This window comes from Neptuniibacter caesariensis, assembly GCF_000153345.1.
GTDB lineage: Bacteria > Pseudomonadota > Gammaproteobacteria > Pseudomonadales > Balneatricaceae > Neptuniibacter > Neptuniibacter caesariensis.
In genome coordinates this window covers 192,601-214,086 of sequence record NZ_CH724125.1, presented here as the reverse complement: position 1 = coordinate 214,086, position 21,486 = coordinate 192,601, and the positions used below count along the sequence as shown (strand labels likewise).

The following is a 21,486-nucleotide window of genomic DNA, read 5'->3' as shown; positions in this document are numbered from 1 at the left end:
AATGACGAATAATATATCGATTCGACATCTACGCGCCTTTGTTGAGATCGCATCCTGCGGAAGCTTTACTCGTGCAGCAGAAAATCTCCACCTGACACAATCGACTCTAACAGCCACGATTAAACAGCTGGAAGATCAGGCATGCTTAAAGCTACTTGATAGAACGACTCGCCGAGTACTACTGACTGGCGAAGGAGAAACCTTTCTTCCTGTAGCTGAAAAGCTGATTTCAGATTTCGATACCGCGTTTAATGACCTCCATGCTACAGCAACACAGCAACAGGGACAGATAGGTGTCGCGGCTTCACCTTCAATGATCAGTAGAGTTCTCCCGCCTATTATTAAGGCTTATCACTTAGATTCGCCAAAAATCGGTATCTATCTGAGAGATGATAACGCCAGTGGAATCGAACAAAGAGTATTAGAAAATGAAGTAGATTTCGGATTAGGTGGCAATCACTCTAATCAACCAGAGCTGAGCTACACGCCTGTTCTAAAAGACAGATACGGTGTTGTTGTTCCTTCCGGCCATCACTTAGCCGAAAAAGCGATCATTAGATGGGATGAAATAAGCAGTTTACCCCAACTTCATCTGACTGAAGATACCGGGACCCGCTCTCAGCTTAGAAAACTTGAAAAGGAAAACGATCTGGACCTCCAGCTTCAGGGGGCAGGTATCGAAGTTTCGACGCCTGCGGGACTAGCTGAGCTCATCAAAACAGGCCTGGGGATTTCACTGTTGCCGTCGCTAGCAGCCAGCACACGCTCGTTTGATGAACTGCATTTCATACCGCTTGATGAACCCGCATTATTCAGAGAGATCTGCATCATCAGCCGTAAAGGACGTTCATTAAGCCCCGCAGCAGAATCATTACTGCAAATGATCAATGAACACTTCTCTGCTACTAACTTACCACAATTTGTTAGAACCGAAGACTAATCAAATAATTAGGCTCCTCGGGATAATTGCGAGGATTGATAGCTGCGTTGTAACATGCCTTAACAAGAACAATTGGACTAAAACAAAGGACAGGTCATGGCTCAGGTAGGCCCACTCATTGATACACTAAAACGCGAGCTGAAAGCGCAAGGAAAGACCTACATCGATGTAGCGGAAGTTCTCGAATTAAGTGAAGCCTCGGTCAAACGACTTTTCGCAGAAAAAAACTTTACCCTGCAGCGCCTGGAAACCATCTGTGACATGTTGAATTTAGAACTCTCTGAACTTGTGCAGAAGATGAATAAAGATCAACGGCATCTAACTCAATTAACCCGTGACCAAGAGAAAGAGATTGCAGGAGATCTGATTCTACTCCTGATCACGGTCAGTGTGATCAGCGGCATGACATTTGATGACATACAAAATGCCTATGACATCCAAGAACCAGAATGCATTCAAAAACTAGCTAAACTCGATCGCCTCAAAATTATCGACCTCCTTCCGGGCAATCGGGTAAAACTATTGGTCGCACCAAATTTTCATTGGCTACCGAACGGCCCAATCCAGCAGTTTTTCCAGGAAAAGGTCGAGCAGGATTTCTTCAGCTCCCGCTTTGATAAAGCCAACGAAAAGCTCATTGTTAGTAACGCAATTCTGACCGATGCTTCGAATGCCCGGATACAGAAAAAAATGCAGCGCTTAGCAGCGGAATTTAATGAGCTCATGCAGGAAGATCATTCTGCACCTAATGACAAAAAAAGTGGTACTACCATGGTTCTTGCTATACGCCAGTGGCAGTACTCACTGTTCAAAAAAATCCTTAAATAGCGTTAAACTAGCGCACTACCATCAGCCTTCACTGATAACTGACCTTTGTCATTAAAAGAGAGCTGTATCTCAGGATAACTTCTGTTATCAGAAAGCAGGTGGCTGTATTTCTCAATAATCGCCTTTATCTGTGCTTGTGATTCAGCTGCCTCCATCTCCTGATTGAATGGTTCCAACTCTTTCAAAGCCGCTAAATGTGATGCCAGTGCATTAACCGTGCTCAAAGCTTTGCCCAAACCAGGATCACTCTCAATGGCTTCCCTGAATTGATCAGCATAGGCGTAGTCTTCAGGAAGGACCATCTTCCCATGGCCATCATATCTTATGAATTCCGGGGCCTCTGGAATATTGTTCTGAGCAAGAAACGATGGCATTTTTTTGTTGATGTGTTCCTGAATAGCTGCCACATTCTGACTGCTAGGCAATAACAGGCTATCTATATCAAACAGATCATTAGACCTTGGAGCATCTGGTGAGAAATAGGTATCCAGATCGATATCCTTTTCACCGCCGCCAGTGGCCATTCGATAGACTGATTCAGATTCATTCAGCTGCCTGGCTTTTTCCGAAATATGCCCGGAACCTGTGTTTGCCACCCAGCGGCCAATACTTTCCTCTTTTTCCCTAAGGGTTTCACCCAGCCCAGCCACATTACTTACAGCTGATGTTGTGCTGACACCCCGAATATCGGTGCTGTACATATCCCTACCCCATCATGGTCTGAAATCGTTTTCTATTCCTGAATCTTGTATTAAGCAATTAACAGACCAGTTAGCCAAAACCCTTTTGGTATCGAATTTCAATACCGAAAGCCTAAATAAGTGCGCCTTAAATCGACTTAGTATCACATGCAGACTCATCAGGTCATGCTGGCCTCACGACTAAACGAGGACACACCGATGAAGAACCAGGCAAGCAAATTTAAACTCACTCCCCTTTTTAGTGCGATAGCCTTAAGCAGTTCGCTATTAATCTCACCGCTGGCTGAGTCAGCTGGTTTACTTAAACCAAGTAATGCCACTTATGCTGACCTCAAAATAAAAGAACACCACGTAGATGTCGTTATCGAAGATATGTACGCGACCACGACAATCGAACAGATTTTTCACAATCCTAATGGAAACGATCTCGAAGCAATTTACTCATTTCCGGTTCCTGAAAAAGCTGCGGTAGGCGAATTTAGTTATTGGATAGACGGGCAACCCGTCACAGGTGAAGTTATTGAGAAACAACGCGCCCGAGAAATATATGAACAAGAAAAACAACAAGGCCGCGAAGCAGCAATCGTTGAAAAAGACAGCTATAAAACCTTCGATATTTCCGTATTTCCGGTTAAAGCAAACCAGGACGTGAAAATTAAGCTGGTCTATCTACAGAATACTCAGACTGATACCGGCATTGGTCGTTATGTATACCCCTTAGAGGATGGCGGCGTCGATGAACAAAAACTAAGTTTCTGGAATCGTAATGAAATCGTTGAGGAAAAATTCACTTTCGACGTCAAACTTAGAACAAGCTACCCAGTTGATGGCTTAAGATTACCGAAACATCCGAACGCTAGCCTGCAACAACTCAGCAATCACGAATGGACCGCTAACCTTGCAAATACTGCAGCTGCCTCTTCCACTGATGAAGAAGGGCAACCTATCAATACAGATAGCCTCTCAGGGCCCGCCACAACACTTGACCAGGATATCTTGATGTATTGGCGTCATCAGCCAAATCTTCCCGCCAGTGTTGATATGCTAGCTTATAAAGAATCTGGCAATAATAAAGGCACTTATAAGCTCACACTGACACCTGGAACGGATCTCCCAGCATTTAATCAAGGACGTGATTGGGTTTTTGTCCTTGATATTTCAGGGTCAATGAAAGGTAAATTTGCAGCCCTTGTTGAAGGGGTTCGCGAAGGACTCAGTAACTTATCGCCAAACGACCGTTTCAGAATCGTTCTGTTTAACAACCAGGCCCGAAGCTTCACACAAGGATATCTACCTGCTGATAAAACAACGGTTGAAAACACCTTAAATCAACTAGATCAGATCCAGCCAGGACAGGGCACAAACCTGTATGCAGGATTACAAACGGGAATTAACCAACTGGATTCTGATAGAAGTACAGCCATAGTGCTTGTAACCGATGGCGTCGCCAATGTGGGTACAACACACAAATCAAAATTTCTTAACCTGCTAGAACAAAAAGATGTTCGATTGTTTACGTTTATCATGGGCAACAGTGCTAATCGACCGTTACTTGAAGAGATGACGCGCGTCTCCAACGGATTCGCAATGTCGATATCAAACTCAGATGATATCGTCGGGCAGTTAATGTTAGCTCAAGGAAAGATGACTCATGCAGCTATGCGTGACATAGAGGTAGAAGTCGTTGGCGTAAGAAGTAAAGACATGGTTAAGCCTCGGTTGGCCAATACACTCTACCATGGCCAACAACTGACTCTTTTTGGGCATTACTATAAGCCCGGTGAAGCTGAGATACGTTTGACTGGATCAATCAACGGTGAAAAGAAAACCTATACCACACGCTTTCAATTGCCTGATACATCGACTGATCACCCAGAATTGGAAAGACTATGGGCCTTTGCCGCAATCGAAGAGCTTCAGGCTGAAATGGATTATTTAGGCTCTGATAAGGACACCGAACAGGCCATCGTAGATACCGCTGTAGAATACGGATTAGTCACTGACTACACATCGATGGTAGTTGTCAGAGATGAAGTTTTCAAATCTTTAAACATTGAACGAAATAACCAGAAGCGTGTAGCGAAAGAACAGAAAGCGAGAGAAACCCGCGCGAGTAAACCTGTTACAGCTGAACAGCATAGGGTAGATAAACAGCAGCCCATGTTTAAACAGCAGAATGCTAGCCAACCCAATCAAAGCCAGCAACGAGCAACGGTTACTCCATCTCGATCAGGCTCTGGTGGAGGTGCAGTTTCTCCATGGCTTGTCATTTTAATTGCTGCATCCATCGCCTTAATGCAGATAAGAAGATTTAAAAGCTAAGGTGTAAATGATTATGCAGCTCTACACAGCAAAAAGCACAGTCGCCCCTGGAGGCGACTGTGTCGATAACTCAGCGTTACGAGTAGCACCAATAACATTAAGCATTCTGCTGCTATGCAGCTTTGTTCAGCTACTCCCATCTGTATTTATTGTCGACCTGCTTTGTTTTGACTACTACGCAATTACAGAAGAATACGAAATTTGGCGCTTAGCCACAGGGCATTTCGTTCATAGCTCCTTCGATCATGCCTTCTGGGATCTGGTCGGGTTTAGCGCTTGCGCCTGGTATGTAGAATCAAAAAGAAGCAATCTTGTAGTTCCCACATTATTGCTATCTGTTACGACCCTAAGCATTTTCTTAATATCTCCACTCACCTCCATAGAAAAGTACAGCGGGATATCAGGTATTTTATATGCCTATCTAGTGATCGCCTGTTGGATATGGCTAACGGATAACCGAGGGCTTAAGGGTTGGATCCCCTTGCTCATCGTGATAGGTAAAACCTTGCTTGAGATAGCCACAGCGTCAAACGTATTTGCTAACCAGGGGTGGGAGCTATTCTATCCAGCCCATCTGCTAGGTCTTATGACAGGGACAATTATCATGATGACCTCGAAGCCCAGGGCGGATTAAATAAACATTTAAGCCGATAAAAAAAGCAGCCTTTCGGCTGCTTTCTTATTTATTCTTCGTCATTGTTTGCGAGGAAGAACCAAGTATCCAGTACAGAGTCCGGATTTAACGAGACAGTACTGATTCCCTGCTCCATCAACCAACGAGCAAGGTCAGGATGATCAGAAGGCCCCTGACCACAAATACCGATGTATTTGCCCTGCTTCTTACACGCATTGATAGCCATGGAAAGCAGCTTCTTAACCGCTTCGTTTCGCTCATCAAAAAGGTGTGCAATAACACCGGAATCACGATCCAGGCCCAACGTGAGCTGAGTAAGGTCATTTGAACCAATTGAGAATCCATCGAAATGCTCAAGAAACTCATCAGCCAACAACGCGTTTGAAGGGATTTCGCACATCATAATGACTCGAAGGCCATTCTCGCCACGCTTTAAACCATTCTGAGCCAGCAGATCAACGACCTGTTTAGCTTCACCTGGTGTACGTACAAATGGAATCATCACTTCAACGTTTGTCAGCATCATCTCATCGCGAACACGCTTCAATGCCCGACACTCGAGCTCAAAGCAATCGCGGAAGCTCTCGGAGATGTAACGAGCTGCTCCACGGAAACCCAACATAGGATTTTCTTCGCTAGGCTCAAAGCTCTCACCCCCGATAAGGTGACCATACTCATTCGATTTAAAATCCGACATACGCACGATCACTTTCTTCGGATAGAAAGCTGCTGCTAACGTAGAGATACCCTCAACCAGGCGATCAACATAGAAATCTACAGGGCTGTCATAACCTGCAATTCTACGAGAAATGGTTTGCTGAAGCGCAGGAGGCTGAGTATCAAAGTTCAGCAATGCTTTAGGATGGACGCCGATCATGCGGTTAATAATGAACTCAAGTCGAGCCAGACCAACACCCGCATTAGGGAGTGCCTGGAAATCAAAAGCACGATCCGGATTACCCACGTTCATCATGATCTCAAACGGTAGATCAGGCATCTGCTCAACACTATTAGACTGATGCTCATAATCCAGCTTACCTGCGTAAACTCTGCCCGTATCGCCTTCCGCACAGGATACAGTGACCAACTGCCCATTAACGAACTGCTCTGTTGCGTCACCACAACCGACAATGGCAGGAATACCCAGCTCGCGGGCAATAATAGCCGCATGGCAAGTACGTCCGCCACGATTGGTCACGATCGCTGACGCGCGTTTCATAACTGGCTCCCAGTCCGGATCCGTCATGTCTGTGACTAGCACTTCGCCCGGCTGAACCGTTTCCATCTCACTAAGATCGTGGACAATTCGCACATGGCCAGAACCAATTTTATGACCAATAGAGCGCCCTTCGACCAGCACCTCACTGGTTTCTTTCAGCAGATAGCGCTCAATAACCGCCTGGTTGCTACGACTCTTAACGGTTTCAGGACGTGCCTGCACAACAAACAACTCGCCGGTATCACCGTCTTTAGCCCACTCAATATCCATAGGGCGCCCATAATGGGCTTCAATCTCAAGGGCTATTCTGGCTAGCTGCTGGACGTCATCATCATTAATCGAAAATTCGTTTCGCTGGGCCATATCCACATCAACCGTAGCGACGGGGTTTTCAGAGCCAGGCTCTGAATAGACCATCTTGATTGCCTTTGAACCCAGGGTCTTACGAATAATCGCAGGCGCGTTCATCTTTAATGTAGGTTTGTACACGTAAAACTCATCAGGGTTAACCGCACCCTGTACTACCGTTTCACCTAAACCATACGCAGAAGTAATAAATACGACATGGTTAAAACCAGACTCGGTATCTAGCGTAAACATGACACCAGAAGAACCTGTCTCACTACGAACCATTCGCTGAATACCAGCAGACAACGCGACTTCACTATGTTCAAAGCCATGGTGAACGCGATACGAAATGGCCCGGTCATTATATAAAGAAGCGAACACTTCTTTGATCGCATGCTTAACATTAGCCAGACCACGAACATTCAGAAATGTTTCCTGCTGGCCTGCGAATGATGCATCTGGCAGATCTTCTGCTGTTGCAGAAGAGCGAACCGCGACAGCAAGGTTCGCATTATCCGCAGAAATCTCAGCCCAGTAGGTCTCTATGGCTGCATCTAGCTCAGGTTGAAAATCAGCTTCCATTACCCAGTTACGAATGGTTTTACCCGCATCTGTTAATGCCTGTATATCGTTAGTATCCAGCTCATGAAGCTTAGCGTTGATTTTCTCTTCAAGACCGCCATGCGCCAAAAAATCACGATATGCATCAGCTGTAGTGGCGAAACCATTTGGCACCTTAACATTCGCGCCCGTTAGTTCCTGAAGCATCTCACCAAGAGAGGCGTTTTTACCACCGACTCTCTCTACATCATTCATACCTACCTGATCTAGGCGCAGTACATAGTTCTGCAACGGACTATCTCCTACTCTGGTTCTAGCTAATAATAGTTATGCGCTGATATTACTTCAGTCAGCAGTAAAAATCCCTACTAAAAAGCCGTATTTTCAAACAATTAGTGAACATGTAAATTAATCTCAGTGCTTTATTACTATTGTCATTTCATAGATAACACATTGGTACTAACTTCACAGTTACACAAGTGATTGAGGGCATTTTTGATAACACATCTGGTATAGTTCAGAACAATTCTAGGCTGAATATGTAAAAACAAAATGAAACGAACTGCTTTTTTTATCTCGGATGGTACTGGTATCACTTCAGAAGCATTGGGACATAGCCTTCTTGCTCAATTCGATGCTATTGAGTTTGAACAGATTACGCTCCCCTATATTGATAGTGTTGATAAAGCTAATGAAGCCGTTCATAAAATCAATTCAGCGGCCGAATCAGACCAGGCAAGACCACTTATCTTTGACACCGTCGTTGATGAAAATATTCGCGCGATTATCGCTAATTCTAATGCGTTTAAGATCGATGTTTTTTCCAGTTTCTTGAAGCCATTAGAGAGTGAACTCGGTGCAGACTCAAATTATTCGGTAGGTAAATCCCACGGAATAGTTGAACGTACTCGCTACAAAGATCGAATAGATTCGGTGAATTTTGCGATAGACAACGATGATGGTGCACGTACCAAACAATATGCGAACGCTGACATTATTCTCGTCGGTGTATCTCGATGCGGAAAAACGCCAACCTGTCTCTACATGGCGATGCAGTTTGGTATACGTGCAGCCAATTACCCCCTTACCGAAGAAGATCTCGAATTCAATAAATTACCCTCCGTTCTGGAGGAACACAGGCACAAACTGTATGGCCTGACTATTGACCCTTTCCAATTAGCTGCCATTCGTCATGAACGCCGACCTAATAGTCGATACGCTTCACTTGATCAGTGCGACTTTGAAGTTAGAGAAGTAGAAAAACTATTCAAGAAGCTTAATATTTCATCCATTAATACGACCAATTTCTCGATCGAGGAAATTTCGACCCGAGTCATGGCCCATGCCGGACTAGAGCGCAGAATGAACTAAACTCTAAAGAAAATGGACACCAGGAATCACAACATGTTGAAACCTAAAGGATTTATCTACTTAACTATCATTTTCTCATTGTTTACTGGTGCTGCAACGGCCAGTGAGATAGGTAAAGTCGTCCTTACGCTCGGCTCCCCATTAGTCGAGCGTTCAGGCCAACATCTATTTATCAAAAGAAACTCCCCTCTTTATACTTCAGATACATTGATAACCCCAGTTGGAAGCAAAGTACTCTTTCGGCTTAAAGATAAGACAACCATATCACTGGCGGAAAACTCAGAGTTCGAGCTGTCCCGGTATGAATTCGATGAGGAAACATCCGATGTCAGCTTCAAAATGCTTAAGGGCGCATTCCGGACACTGACAGGCTCCATTGGCAAACAACAGAATCCGAAGTTTGAAATCCACACACCTGTTGCCACCATAGGTGTAAGAGGTACGGAGTTTTGGGGAGGGTTAATCTTTTCGGATGCGCTTGATGTAACCATGCTGGAAGGCAAAGGCGTATATATCAAGAATGAGCATGGTCAGGTAGAGATTCTAAAGCCTGGCGATGGGACCAAAGTTTTTCCAGGGAAACAGCCAAATCCTGTGTCCAAATGGACAAAAGAGATGCTAAACAAAGCTGCAGAAGCAACCCGAGTTAAGGAGCCCACGAAAAACCACTGGGAATACTAAGGAACCTACGAACAAGTCCTATGCGCCTCAGGCTTACAGAGCAAGTGAAGCGCGAGGCAATAATTACAGTCATGTTGGTTACCTCAGGACGCCTGCCGGTCGCAAATTATTAACAAAGCGATTCGTTTGCTCTGAAAGCCCCATAAGGTGGGCTTTATAACGACTATCTGCTTTGTCAGTCAGCTTGGAAAGGTCTAGACATATCACTGCACTGACTTTCGCGCATATGGCCGTTCTACGGCCCACTGAGAAAGCATGAGACTTATTCGCAGGTTCCCTAACCAGGGTAAAAAACGCTAACACTTTAAGAGGCAAACTTTCCTCTTAGTTTTTCCAGTAGTTGCTCACATTTTTCAGCTTGCATCCCCCTGCCCGGTATCTCTTTTAACGCGGCCAACATGGTCTCATAGGCAGCGACCATATCCGTGAAATCGGGATGATCGCGATGAATACCATTGATCAATTTAACTGCTAAAGCCGGCTTGCTTGCCGCCAAACACAAATTAGCTAGTCTGAAACGTGTTTCAGCAGTAGCAAGCTGATAATCCGGGTTCTTGTGTGTGAGTTTCTGATAAAGAATCACCGCCTGCCCGGCGCGATTATTTTTTTCAATCAGATCAAGATAACCAGGGAAATATGAATCAACCCGATCATACTTCTTTGCAGCTTCAAAGAAATCCATCATTTTCTGACTTAAGAACAAATCATCAGGATTACTCTTTACCAAATCCCGAAAGGTAGCTTCCAATTCATCGAACTTGCCGGCCTTTGCCAGCACATTAAGCTTAGCGGATTCACGCTGCGATTCTGGCCTGCTAAACAAAGCATCATCATCGTCAAAGCGGCTGACAAACCCCAGCTTCTTCTGCTTCTGAAAAATCAGGTATCCCATTAAATGAAAAATAACGACCAAGTAATAGTATGAAACAATGCTTTGAAGCACCGTCGAGAAAAAGTAAAAATCACTGAGAATGTGATTCAACGTGCCGACAGAAGCAGCCATGATGCTCAAAAACAACAAAAGCAGAAAATAAGATCCGCCTAGTGCAGAGACTAGCTTGATAATTTCTATCGGATTTATCGCATCTATAATAGATTCATTTCTAGCATAGCTGACGAATATAGCGGGTAAACTGATTGTCCAAAACAAAATGGCGATAACTGAAGCAGTCTCACCAAGAGATTGTGAGACTCCGTATATCATCAAGCTAATAAAAATAAATATAGCGATAAAATGAAGAACGATCTTTAATCCACCAGATAAAGATTCTTTGGCTTCCGGACACTCTAGTTTTCCGTCGGCGGTATGCTGTAAGCACATAAAGCTGAACTTAGTTGTCGCCGCTGTAACAATCAATCCAAGAACAAATCCACTGATCCCTCCAATCAGAGCGCCAAAAGAAGAAACAACCGAAGCAATTACGATTAAAAGCATCGTTTCCCGGTTCATCGGGTATTTAAAAGCCTTATCCAGCCTGCGCCAAAATGGGGTAATATCATGCCCTGCACCAAGGCTTTCAAGCTCTTCCCCACAGATGAAACAGCGTATTCCATCTTCAGAATGATCAACACACTGATCACAAAGTGTCATGTCGCAATGCTTGCACTTAAAGGTGGCCGCTACTGTTGGGTGATATTTACAATAATCCATTAAAAGATCTACTCACTCTTAACCAACATGATCAGAAGCTTGAAAACCCGCGAGATCTATCATAAATCTCATCGGCAGCTTTAGCGTATTTTTTACACTTAGCATCATGCTCTTTTTGCCCAAAACAAACAGAGAGTTTACGAGCAAAATGACTCAATTCTTCAGTTTTAACCCCTCGCGAATACAACATTACAAACAGATCTTCAGCCAGCTTAAGGTTATCTATCGCACAGGTTCGCCAACCCAGAGCCAACAATTCTTGGTTATTAAATTGTGATTCAGCACATTCGGTAGAACGCCATATTTTTTCGATCTGAAGCATTTGTTCCGGATCTAGTTTTTCTTTCTTCATCAGCTCTACGGCACAATCTAGAAGCTGATCATCGTTCCAGGTTTTCAAAATACGATATCGAAGAAGCGCCAACTCAAAACTAAACTCATATTGAGCCTGGTAAGTATCGATCTGTTTTACCGCACTATCGAATGCAAAATTAGACATTAACTGGTAGATTTTTGTGCGCGCCTGCTGTTCTGGCGAATGCTGCTCATCGGCTTCCATATACTCTTCATCAAAAGCTTTAGGATTAACCAGATAAGTCGTTAATACTAAAATTGCACCCGCAATAAACCCGCCTATATGTGCCATAAAGGCGACATTCGAATCGGTTTGCGTCATGAAATTAAACAATTCATTGGCTATATATAGAGCGAGCACCCAAAGTGCAGGAGCTCTGATAAAACCAACAAAAATAAACAACCAATAAAAGAACTCAATCTTTCTTAATCTAAACACACCCAGATACATAGCCATCACCCCTGATATCGCACCAGAAGCACCAACCAAGGCACTAGGACTATCAGCATTTACAGTCATAAACAGGATGCCTCCAGCTAAGCCTGAAAGCAGATAAAAGATAAGAAAGCGTATTTGGCCGATAGCAGCTTCTACGGCAAAACCAAAGACAATCAGAAAGAACATATTGCCCATCAGATGCAGAAGGTCGCCATGAAGAAATTGGTGTGTAAGCAGGCTAATCGGATTCAGTTCTTTGGGTTTGAGCCCATAGCCGTAAATACTGGTTTCATTGATCAGCGAAACTATTGCCTCACGATCCTTCCAATAATCACCCTTTTCAGGCTCCTGAAATCTGACTTGGTTATAGCGAAGATAATCATAGAACGGCTTGTCTGTTACAAGCTGTTGAGCTAATAACCCATGCTCTCCCAGATCGTACAACTTCTCATTTCTTAAAACCGTGCGATCGCTCACCTTTGTTTCTTTGAGATACTGAAGGTAAAGCGGCCATTCTGTTTCAAAATACTCAAGCTGCTCATAGCGACTCATAGCCTGATAGAACTTTTCCTGATCTTCATCCTGAAGAAAGAAAAAAATAAGTACATTACTCAGAACGAGTAAAAATAGAACAAACGGCGGGCGCTGCCAATCGAAGCGCTTTTCAGTAGGAATGATTACCATGACAATCCGATTCCATTCGCTTTGTAGCTAAGACAGAAATAGCCCCGTGCTTATTCTGCAAAGTCTATGCAAAGCAAACCAATTCCTTAACCAAGTTATAACAGCCTAGCATGATTTTTAACCAAAGAGCATTAAAATCATAAGGTTAAATATATTATTGAGGGTTAGGTTTATAATGATATTTCTCAGACCAATCCTTAATCGCCTCTGCAGATAAAGGTCGGCTAAAATAGAAACCCTGTACACTGTCGCATTGCATGTCTGACAGGATCTCAAGCTGGTTCTTAGTCTCAATACCTTCCGCTACAATCCTCAGCCCAAGCCCACGCCCCATACTTACAGCAGCCGATACAAGTGCGTAGTCATCGTCATCTTTCTCTATATCTCGAACAAATGTCCTATCAATTTTTAAAATATCAAATGGAAAATTCTTCAGATTACTCAAGGAAGAGTATCCCGTTCCAAAGTCATCCATCGCTAATTGAACCCCAAGGTCCTTCAACCTTTGAAGATTGCTCTTAGCTTCAAGAGGGTTTCTGATTAACAACCCCTCGGTCACCTCCAAAATCAGTTTACTCGCGGTAAAACTATATTTTTCGAGCGCATCATTAATTAAAGGCTGAAGGCTTTGATCCTGTATCTGACGTGGCGATACATTAATTGAGATAGCAATATCTTCTAGCACAGAACCATGCCAGCATTTCATCTGTGCTAGCACCTCATTTACCAGCCAATTTCCAATAGGGATAATCAGGCCGCTCTGTTCTGCAACACTGATAAACTCATCAGGCATCACTCTGCCCAACAATTCATTATCCCAACGAATCAATGCTTCAAGACCTTTAAGCTCATAAGTCTTTGCTTCAACAATAGGTTGATAGAGAAGAAATAGCTCCCCTTTCTCAAGGGCATGCTTTAGCTGATTTTCAATCTCTAATCGTCGGCGCAGGTTCTTATGCATCTCCTGGTTAAAGAAATGATGAGTATTTCTACCCGCCTCTTTCGCTTGATACATGGCTAAATCAGCATTTCTTAACAAAACATCACCATCCTGACCGTCATCAGGAAAGAGAGACAACCCAATACTTGGCGTTACCTTGAGTTCGTTACTGCCGATATTAAATGGAGCCCCAAAACTCTCTTTGATTTTGTTTAATACGGGTAAGCAATCTCTTCTAGAGACTAACCCTTCCATAATAATTAAGAATTCGTCCCCACCTAGCCTTGCTACCGTGTCTGTATTACGTACTGAATCCGATAACCTCTTCGAGGCATGAATCAGTAATTGATCACCAATATCATGACCCAGTGAATCGTTTACATTTTTGAAACCATCGAGGTCGATAAACATTAAAGCCAACACGTCATTATTTCGTGAGGCTTTAATGACGCCTTGCGCAAGCCTGTCCATTGCCAAACTTCGATTTGGCAGCTCAGTCAGCGAATCGAAGTGCGCCTGGTGAATAATTTTCTGCTCTTGCTCTTTCCGCTCGGTAATATCGTTTTTAATAATCAGATAATGGGTGATTTGCCCTGTTTCATCGGTTACCGGTGAGATATGGGTGTATTCCCAATAGCGCTGACCATTTTTTCGTAAGTTCGCTAACTCCCCACGCCACTCTTGCCCATTATTAATCGCATCCCACAACTCCTTACTTAATTCAGGCTGGCTATCAAGATTATTAAGAAACGTAAAATCATTGCCTTTGATCTCTTCAACACTGAAACCAGAACAATCAGTGAAAGCCTGATTCACATACTCCACGCCCCCATCAACACCTGCGATAATGATACTGATAGGGCTCTGGGATACAGCCTGAGAAAGCACTCTGAGATTTTCTTCTGCCCGTAGCCTGACATCGATCTCTTGTTGTAGCTGAAAATTAATTTCCTGAAGTTGGTTGGTTCGCTGCTCAACTCTCAGCTCTAGTTCTTCCCGGGCCTTTAGAAGCGCCTTCTCACGGCTGGCAATCTTATCTTGCATAGCATTGAAAGCGACAGCTAACTCAGCCAGTTCATCACTTCCTCTGACATCAATAGGATCATGGATATAGCCAGATGAAACACGGGTGAATGCAGCGTGAAGAAAGCTAACCCTACCTGATAAGTAACGCGTAAAATTTAACATGAGCCCAACGAGTATCAGCATCGCAGCCAGAGAAAAAATCAGGAATTGTGTTCTTTGCTTTTCTAAGCTAAGAATCGCTTCCTGGAACTGTTCCTCTGAACCTTTGTTGATCTGTACTGCTAGTTGTTCCATCAAGGTGATAAGGGTATTAAAACGGGGTTGAACATCGTAAGCAGACAGGCGATCCACTTCGCTGCTGTTCATCTCATTTGCGGCCTGGATGACTTGCTCAAGACTGTTGGTCATTAGCAGCCAATTGCTTTCTAATAACTCAGCCCTGTCATCATAAAGCTCCCGGTTCTTTTCTAGAAAAATATCCAGTGAAAGGTGAAATTCTGTTATTTGCCTATTAAGAAAATCGACTTCAGCTGCCATAGCAAAGTAGTCGTTGATTTGCGATAAATTAGCCTCTGTGACCCTAATTCTATAGATTTGCGCTTGCAAATTACTCATTTCAGCCAAAGGAAGTACCGTCTGATTTCTTACCTCTTCCTGTTGCTTGACTGCTCTCTGGATCGCCCCATTCCCGATTAATAACAAGACAGCTATCAACGTCATAACCGTTATTGAACCGAGCAGGAGCTTACTCTTAAAAGATGATTTAGGGGTTTGGTGCATTTCAAGCGCAGGATGCTGATTCTTCATTCATTGACCTTACTTGAAAACCCTGGATATAAAGCACGAACATTTTGCCAAATAGTTTTCTGAGATTCGCGGCCATATTTTTCTGTTATTTGCTGCCAGCTACGCTCAACTTCTCGCATTGCTTGCTCTGGAGTAACTTTCCCCTGCGAGGCTAGAAAGAGTTGTTTATTTAATGCAGAAATATATTCAGTATCCCCTGGCAAACCAGTACCTGCAGGAACTGCGAGAGCGAGATCAGATTTAACGGTTACAAGAACACTTTTACTGTATACCTTTTCCATTTGCTCTGAAGTGTAGTGAGAATAACGATAGGGATCAGAAAAGCCGCCTCTCGCTAACAACGCCTGCTTTGAAATATCAGGATCGGTGAGCCACATCGCGAACAAATAAGCGAGCTCTTTATTGGCAGCCCCCTTAGGTATGACAATATTATTTCCGTAAATAAGCGTTGTTCTCCGGTTAAGACTTCCATCTGATTTATTACCAGGAACAGGTACCGCAATATACTTTTCCCTGACCTTTGAATGCGGCAAATTGAGTATCTTTGCTCCTGCCAGAGTAATGATCATCGAATACCCCTGACCATTTAAAAACTTCGGAAGCGTGAAGGTATAATTACTTTTTGGATCTAGAATCCCTTCAGGCGAAAATGGCAAAGTAGCAATATAACTGCGGGTTGCCTCAATACCAGCTTGGCTGTTTACTAACGGCTGCATCTCCTTGTCAAACAAGTATTGATTCGGAAATTTTTGTGAAGCATATCGCAACATCCAGAACATCCAGGCAGATGCCTGATCTCGTTGCTCCAGAGATCCATAAAAACCATTCGCTGATTGATCAAAGAACTCAACCTGCTTCTGATATTCATCCCAGGTTTGCGGTATGTTTAGATCAATACCATATTTAGCACGGAAGGCTTTTTGTTTTTCAGCGTCTTCAATCAGGTCGCGTCGAAGATACAAAACCGCAATATCTCCATCTGCGGGTATCGCTACCTGTTTACCATTAAATGAGCTCTGCATTTCAGGAAGGATGAGATCTGTGTCAGCAACCAGATCAAAGCCAAATCTAGCCGCCAGCGGGGTCAGATCCTCGATTAGGTTTTGATGATAAAGATCCGGGTATTCACGGTTTCTAGCGATTGTTAGATCTACATTGCTAGCTTGTTGAATAAAATCTAATGAAGCCTTTTGCGGCATGGTATTAGCGTCAATGAAGGTACCCGTTTCCTGTTGCCACAGCTCTTTTAAGGCAAGATCCTGCCCCAGAAAATTCGCAATATTCCCCTGCTTAGCAACGATTCGGAGCAATGCACCCTTTTTAATCTCCCCGGATGCAATCAATTGATTTACTTGACGTACTGCTTTATCTGCCTGCTCTCCGGCACTTAGATTGAACGATACGGTAGTTGCCATTAAGCCAAAACAAAAAAGGATTTTAGAACCCAGGCAAATCCTCATAGATACTCCATGATTTTTGTTATTAATCTTCAGGAGATTAGTTACCTTATAAGTATTAGCAGATTTATATGAGGTTATGGGATTTGACCTTAGTTTTAAGGCTAGAGGCTAGAAGCTAGAAGCTAGAAGCTAGAAGCTAGAAGCTAGAAGCTAGAAGCTAGAAGCTAGAAGCTAGAAGCTAGAAGCTAGAAGCTAGAAGCTAGAAGCTAGAAGCTAGGCAATTATGTTGAATCATATAAATAGCTAGTCAACCTAACTACTTTCACGCGAAGCGAGCAAGTGACTAAAAACGAAGCGATATGAAGTGAAGTTATAGCCAACGACCTTCGCTCGGGGTTACAAGAGCGAGCCCGACGAGCTTTTCTCTGTTAATCCCCCCCCCTAAACGAAAAAACCGACTTAGTTTTCGCAAAATCGGCTTTCTCTGAATTTGGTAGCTGAGTCTGGACTGGAACCAACGACCTTCGCCCAGGGTTACAAGAGTGAGCCCAACGAGCTTTTCTCTATTAACTCCCTAAACGAAAAAAACCGACTTAGCTTTCACTAAATCGGTTTTATCTGAATTTGGTAGCGGAGGCTGGACTGGAACCAACGACCTTCGCCCAGGGTTACAAGAGCGAGTCCGACGAGCTTTCCTCTATTAACTCCCTAAAACGAAAAAACCGACTTAGCTTTCACTAAATTGGTTTCATCTGAATTTGGTAGCGGGGGCTGGATTGATTGGCTATCGCCACCTTTCAGGCTGCGCACTTCGTGCTAGATGGTAATGACTTCGCCATTGCTGAGCCAACGACCTTCGCCTGGGGTTACAAGAGCGAGCCCGACGAGCTTTCCTCTATTAACTCCCTAAAACGAAAAAACCGACCTAGCTTTCACTAAATCGGTTTTATCTGAATTTGGTAGCGGGGGCTGGATTTGAACCAACGACCTTCGGGTTATGAGCCCGACGAGCTACCAAGCTGCTCCACCCCGCATCAATGTGGCGCGAATCATATATGCCCCACCTATACTTAGCAAGCGTTTTCTAACAATGACGTAAAATAGTTGCAAAACTGATTATTAATCAGCCAGTTAACACTTATTATTTGAGAAAAATCAGTAAATATTCATCTGGTACAACTAATTACTGGCACGCATTCTTTAAGCAGCTATCATTGTGCTAATTTATATGGCTTTCACATTGCGCAAAACGCAACAGAGCAAACCATATATATCATTTTACGCGACACAATGGATCTATTAGAGTGTTCGCTATAACAAACTGATGTCGGTTTTACTGACTAACAAACACGGAATAAAGAAATGTCTAACAACTATTTCAACACGCTGCCACTGCGTGAACAGCTGGAACAGCTGGCTAAATGTCGTTTTATGTCTATGGATGAGTTCAGCGAAGGCGTTGAAGCTCTGAAAGGCAAAAAAATGGTCGTTATCGGTTGTGGTGCTCAGGGCCTTAACCAGGGTCTGAACCTGCGTGACAGTGGTCTGGACGTTTCTTACGCTCTGCGTGAAGCTGCAATTGCTGAAAAGCGTCAGTCTTGGAAGAACGCAACTGAAAACGGTTTCGTTGTTGGTACATACGAAGAGCTGATCCCAACAGCTGACGTTGTACTGAACCTGACTCCAGACAAGCAGCACACTTCTGTTGTAAACGCTGTTATGCCACTAATGAAAGAAGGCTCTTGCCTGTCTTACTCTCACGGTTTCAACATCGTTGAAGAAGGCATGCAGATCCGTGACGACATCACTGTAATCATGGTTGCACCTAAGTGCCCAGGTTCTGAAGTACGTGCTGAATACGTTCGTGGCTTCGGTGTACCAACACTGATCGCAGTTCACGAAGACAACGATCCTAAAGGCGAAGGTCTGGCACTGGCTAAGGCATACGCTGTAGGTACTGGCGGCCACAAAGCAGGCGTTCTTATGTCTTCTTTCATCGCTGAAGTTAAGTCTGACCTGATGGGCGAGCAGACTATCCTGTGCGGCATGCTGCAGACTGGCTCTATCCTGTGCTTCGACAAGATGGTTGAGAAAGGCATCGACGCAGGTTACGCATCTAAACTGATCCAGTACGGCTGGGAAACTATCACTGAAGCACTGAAATACGGCGGCGTAACTAACATGCTGGACCGTCTTTCTAACCCAGCTAAGATCAAAGCATTCGATCTGTCTGAAGAGCTGAAAGTGATCATGCGTCCGCTGTACAACAAGCACCAGGACGACATCATCAACGGTACTTTCTCTCGCGTGATGATGGAAGACTGGGCTAATGATGACAAAAACCTACTGGGCTGGCGTGCAGAAACTGCTGAGACTAACTTCGAGAAGACTCCAGCAGGTGATGTAGAGATCTCTGAGCAGGAATTCTTCGACAACGGCATCCTGATGGTTGCTATGGTTAAAGCGGGTGTTGAGCTGGCATTCGAAACAATGACGGCTGCTGGCATCATCGCTGAATCTGCTTACTATGAGTCTCTGCACGAAACTCCGCTGATTGCCAACACAATCGCACGTAAGAAGCTGTACGAAATGAACGCAACTATCTCTGATACTGCTGAGTACGGCTGCTACCTGTACAACCACGCTTGTCTGCCATTGCTAGGCGACTTCATGAAAAACATCGACACTGATGTTATCGGTAAAGGTCTGGACCTGGCCGACAATGGCGTAGACAACGCTCGCTTGATCGAAGTTAATGCTGCACTACGCGCGCACCCTGTAGAAGCAGTAGGTGCAGAGCTACGTGCTCACATGGCTGACATGAAGAAGATCGTATAAGTTATTATTAGTTATAGATTTTCTTAGGCTAAAAAAAGCCAGGGCCTGTATGCTCTGGCTTTTTTTTGCCCTGAATTAGATTGTCTGAGCTCACCCTGTGAGCGATGAACATAGTTCAATATAGGGAAGGCACTGCCCTCCTACTAGCATCAAAGATGACTTTGCATTCATGAACAATATCGTTATCGAAAATTACACTGCTGAATTTGGTGAATCCTTCACCCTGCGCGACATCAACTGGATTATCGAACCTAACCAGCACTGGGTGATTACTGGCACCAATGGTTCAGGTAAATCGGCCCTCTCCGCTATCCTTGCCGGTGCAGGTGAGAAACTCAGTGGAAGCATCTCAGGTTTACCTGAACGGGTTGAGTTGGTTTCTTTTGAGGCTCAGGCGGAGTTGATCGATCGGGAGCTGAAGAAAGACGATACCGATATCATGGACGTTATCTCTGAAGGCACCCCGGTTCGCGAGATCCTCGAGGAAGGCAAAGCTGATAACCCAGACTTTGATGCTGATCTACTTGAAGAGTTGATTAAAAAATTCAAACTCGAATCTATGCTTGAGCGTAGCTTCCGTAAGCTATCTACCGGCGAGACACGCAAGATCATGCTGATTCGCGCACTGGTAAACAAGCCAGGGTTGGTGATACTGGATGAACCATTTGATGGTCTGGATGTTGATTCTATGACCATGCTGAATGAGCTATTGCAAAGCCAGATCGATACCGTACCTATGGTACTGGTGCTTAACCGCTTCGATGAAATGCCAGACTTTATCACCCATGTCGCTTATACCGATAAAGGCCAGTTGCACCACACCGTCGATATAAAGGATGAGCAAGCTTATAACGACCTTTATCAGCTTCTACACCTTAAAACGACTAATCTTGAAGTACCCGAAACAGACGATTCAGATCGGCCACCCGCCCTTAATCCTGAAGACCCCCTGGTTAAACTAACGGACATCAAAGTTGCCTATGGCGATAGCAAAGTACTGGATGGTGAAAGCTGGGTTATTGAACCTCGCCAACATTGGCAGCTAAGCGGGCCTAATGGTAGTGGTAAAACCTGCCTGCTTAATCTAATCACCGGTGACCATCCTCAATGCTACACCAACGATATCTTTGTCTTTGGCATGCAACGCGGTAACGGCGAGACTATCTGGCAGATCAAACAATATATTGGTTATGTTTCGACAGCCCTACAGTGGGAATATCGCGTATCGATTAGCGTTCGTAACGTTATTATCTCGGGCTTCCATGACAGTATCGGCATGTATACCAAAAGCAGCGATCGTCAGAAGAAAGTTGCTGATCAGTGGCTAAAACTGCTGGGAATGGAAGATCGTGCAGACCAGCCATATAACCAGCTGTCGTTTGGTGACCAGCGATTACTCTTAATCGCTCGCGCTATGGTTAAACACCCTACTCTGCTCATTTTGGATGAACCTTGTCTGGGCCTGGATGATATCAATCGCCAACTGGTATTGGCGCTGATCGAAAAGATTTGTAATAGCAGTGACACTACCGTGATCTACGTGAACCATCACGCCGAGGATCAGATAAGCGGAATTAAGCAGTTTAAGCAACTTGAAAAGCTTGCCTGATAAATCCTACAGATTGAAAAGCCACCCTCTGGGTGGCTTTTTTATTTACCGAACAAATTCAAACAAACTAAGTTATAAGCACAAAGTATTATAATATTACCAAATACAGCTAGAACAAGCACTTCAAGTCTGC

At 44.1% G+C, this 21,486-nt stretch carries 14 protein-coding genes and 1 tRNA gene; 8 read left to right on the top strand and 7 right to left on the bottom strand.

Going from position 1 to position 21,486, the window contains the following annotated elements; all coding sequences use genetic code 11:
- Position 1 precedes the first annotated feature (1 nt).
- On the top strand, positions 2-940 hold the full coding sequence (locus MED92_RS00985) for a LysR family transcriptional regulator (protein ID WP_007019592.1): 939 nt from the start codon (positions 2-4) through the stop codon (positions 938-940).
- A gap of 96 nt (positions 941-1,036) precedes the next feature.
- Positions 1,037-1,768 carry a helix-turn-helix domain-containing protein gene (locus MED92_RS00980; protein WP_007019591.1) on the top strand — a complete coding sequence of 244 codons (732 nt, stop codon included), beginning with the start codon at positions 1,037-1,039 and terminating at the stop codon, positions 1,766-1,768.
- A 2-nt stretch (positions 1,769-1,770) separates the two neighbouring features.
- On the opposite strand, the gene MED92_RS00975 is transcribed toward MED92_RS00980, so the two are convergent.
- Positions 1,771-2,469, bottom strand: coding sequence for a hypothetical protein (locus MED92_RS00975; RefSeq protein WP_007019590.1), 699 nt, complete (start codon positions 2,467-2,469; stop codon positions 1,771-1,773).
- 198 nt (positions 2,470-2,667) lie between these two features.
- Here MED92_RS00975 and MED92_RS00970 point away from each other — a divergent pair, with 198 nt between their 5' ends.
- A complete protein-coding gene (locus MED92_RS00970) occupies positions 2,668-4,791 on the top strand; it encodes a VIT and vWA domain-containing protein (RefSeq protein WP_007019589.1) in 2,124 nt (707 codons plus the stop codon).
- A gap of 13 nt (positions 4,792-4,804) precedes the next feature.
- Positions 4,805-5,425 carry a rhombosortase gene (rrtA, locus tag MED92_RS00965; RefSeq protein ID WP_007019588.1) on the top strand — a complete coding sequence of 207 codons (621 nt, stop codon included), beginning with the start codon at positions 4,805-4,807 and terminating at the stop codon, positions 5,423-5,425.
- A 49-nt stretch (positions 5,426-5,474) separates the two neighbouring features.
- Here rrtA and ppsA read toward each other — a convergent pair whose 3' ends face one another.
- Positions 5,475-7,844 (bottom strand): phosphoenolpyruvate synthase, encoded by a 2,370-nt coding sequence (gene ppsA, locus MED92_RS00960; protein WP_007019587.1) that lies wholly within the window; start codon positions 7,842-7,844, stop codon positions 5,475-5,477.
- Positions 7,845-8,105: 261 nt separating this feature from the next.
- Between ppsA and ppsR the strand changes: the two genes are divergently transcribed.
- Entirely contained in the window at positions 8,106-8,924 is an 819-nt protein-coding gene (gene ppsR / locus MED92_RS00955) for a posphoenolpyruvate synthetase regulatory kinase/phosphorylase PpsR (protein WP_007019586.1), read from the top strand.
- A 33-nt stretch (positions 8,925-8,957) separates the two neighbouring features.
- Positions 8,958-9,605, top strand: coding sequence for a FecR family protein (locus MED92_RS18310; protein ID WP_007019585.1), 648 nt, complete (start codon positions 8,958-8,960; stop codon positions 9,603-9,605).
- Positions 9,606-9,909: 304 nt separating this feature from the next.
- On the opposite strand, the gene MED92_RS00945 is transcribed toward MED92_RS18310, so the two are convergent.
- The 5 genes from MED92_RS00945 to MED92_RS00925 form a co-directional block, all read right to left on the bottom strand.
- Positions 9,910-11,256: a B-box zinc finger protein gene (locus MED92_RS00945; protein ID WP_154715111.1), complete on the bottom strand. Its 1,347-nt coding sequence runs from the start codon at positions 11,254-11,256 to the stop codon at positions 9,910-9,912.
- A 31-nt stretch (positions 11,257-11,287) separates the two neighbouring features.
- Entirely contained in the window at positions 11,288-12,733 is a 1,446-nt protein-coding gene (locus MED92_RS00940) for a rhomboid family intramembrane serine protease (RefSeq protein ID WP_007019583.1), read from the bottom strand.
- A gap of 154 nt (positions 12,734-12,887) precedes the next feature.
- On the bottom strand, positions 12,888-15,506 hold the full coding sequence (locus MED92_RS00935) for an EAL domain-containing protein (RefSeq protein WP_007019582.1): 2,619 nt from the start codon (positions 15,504-15,506) through the stop codon (positions 12,888-12,890).
- Entirely contained in the window at positions 15,503-16,921 is a 1,419-nt protein-coding gene (locus MED92_RS00930; RefSeq protein ID WP_272941710.1) for an extracellular solute-binding protein, read from the bottom strand. Before MED92_RS00930 ends, MED92_RS00935 begins: the two co-directional genes overlap by 4 nt.
- A 942-nt stretch (positions 16,922-17,863) precedes the next feature.
- Positions 17,864-17,940 (bottom strand) — tRNA-Met (locus MED92_RS00925).
- Positions 17,941-18,268: 328 nt separating this feature from the next.
- Between MED92_RS00925 and ilvC the strand changes: the two genes are divergently transcribed.
- A complete protein-coding gene (gene ilvC, locus MED92_RS00920; protein WP_007019579.1) occupies positions 18,269-19,744 on the top strand; it encodes a ketol-acid reductoisomerase in 1,476 nt (491 codons plus the stop codon).
- Between the two features lie 169 nt (positions 19,745-19,913).
- Positions 19,914-21,353: a molybdate ABC transporter ATP-binding protein ModF gene (modF, locus tag MED92_RS00915; protein WP_007019578.1), complete on the top strand. Its 1,440-nt coding sequence runs from the start codon at positions 19,914-19,916 to the stop codon at positions 21,351-21,353.
- The last annotated feature ends 133 nt before the right edge of the window (positions 21,354-21,486 follow it).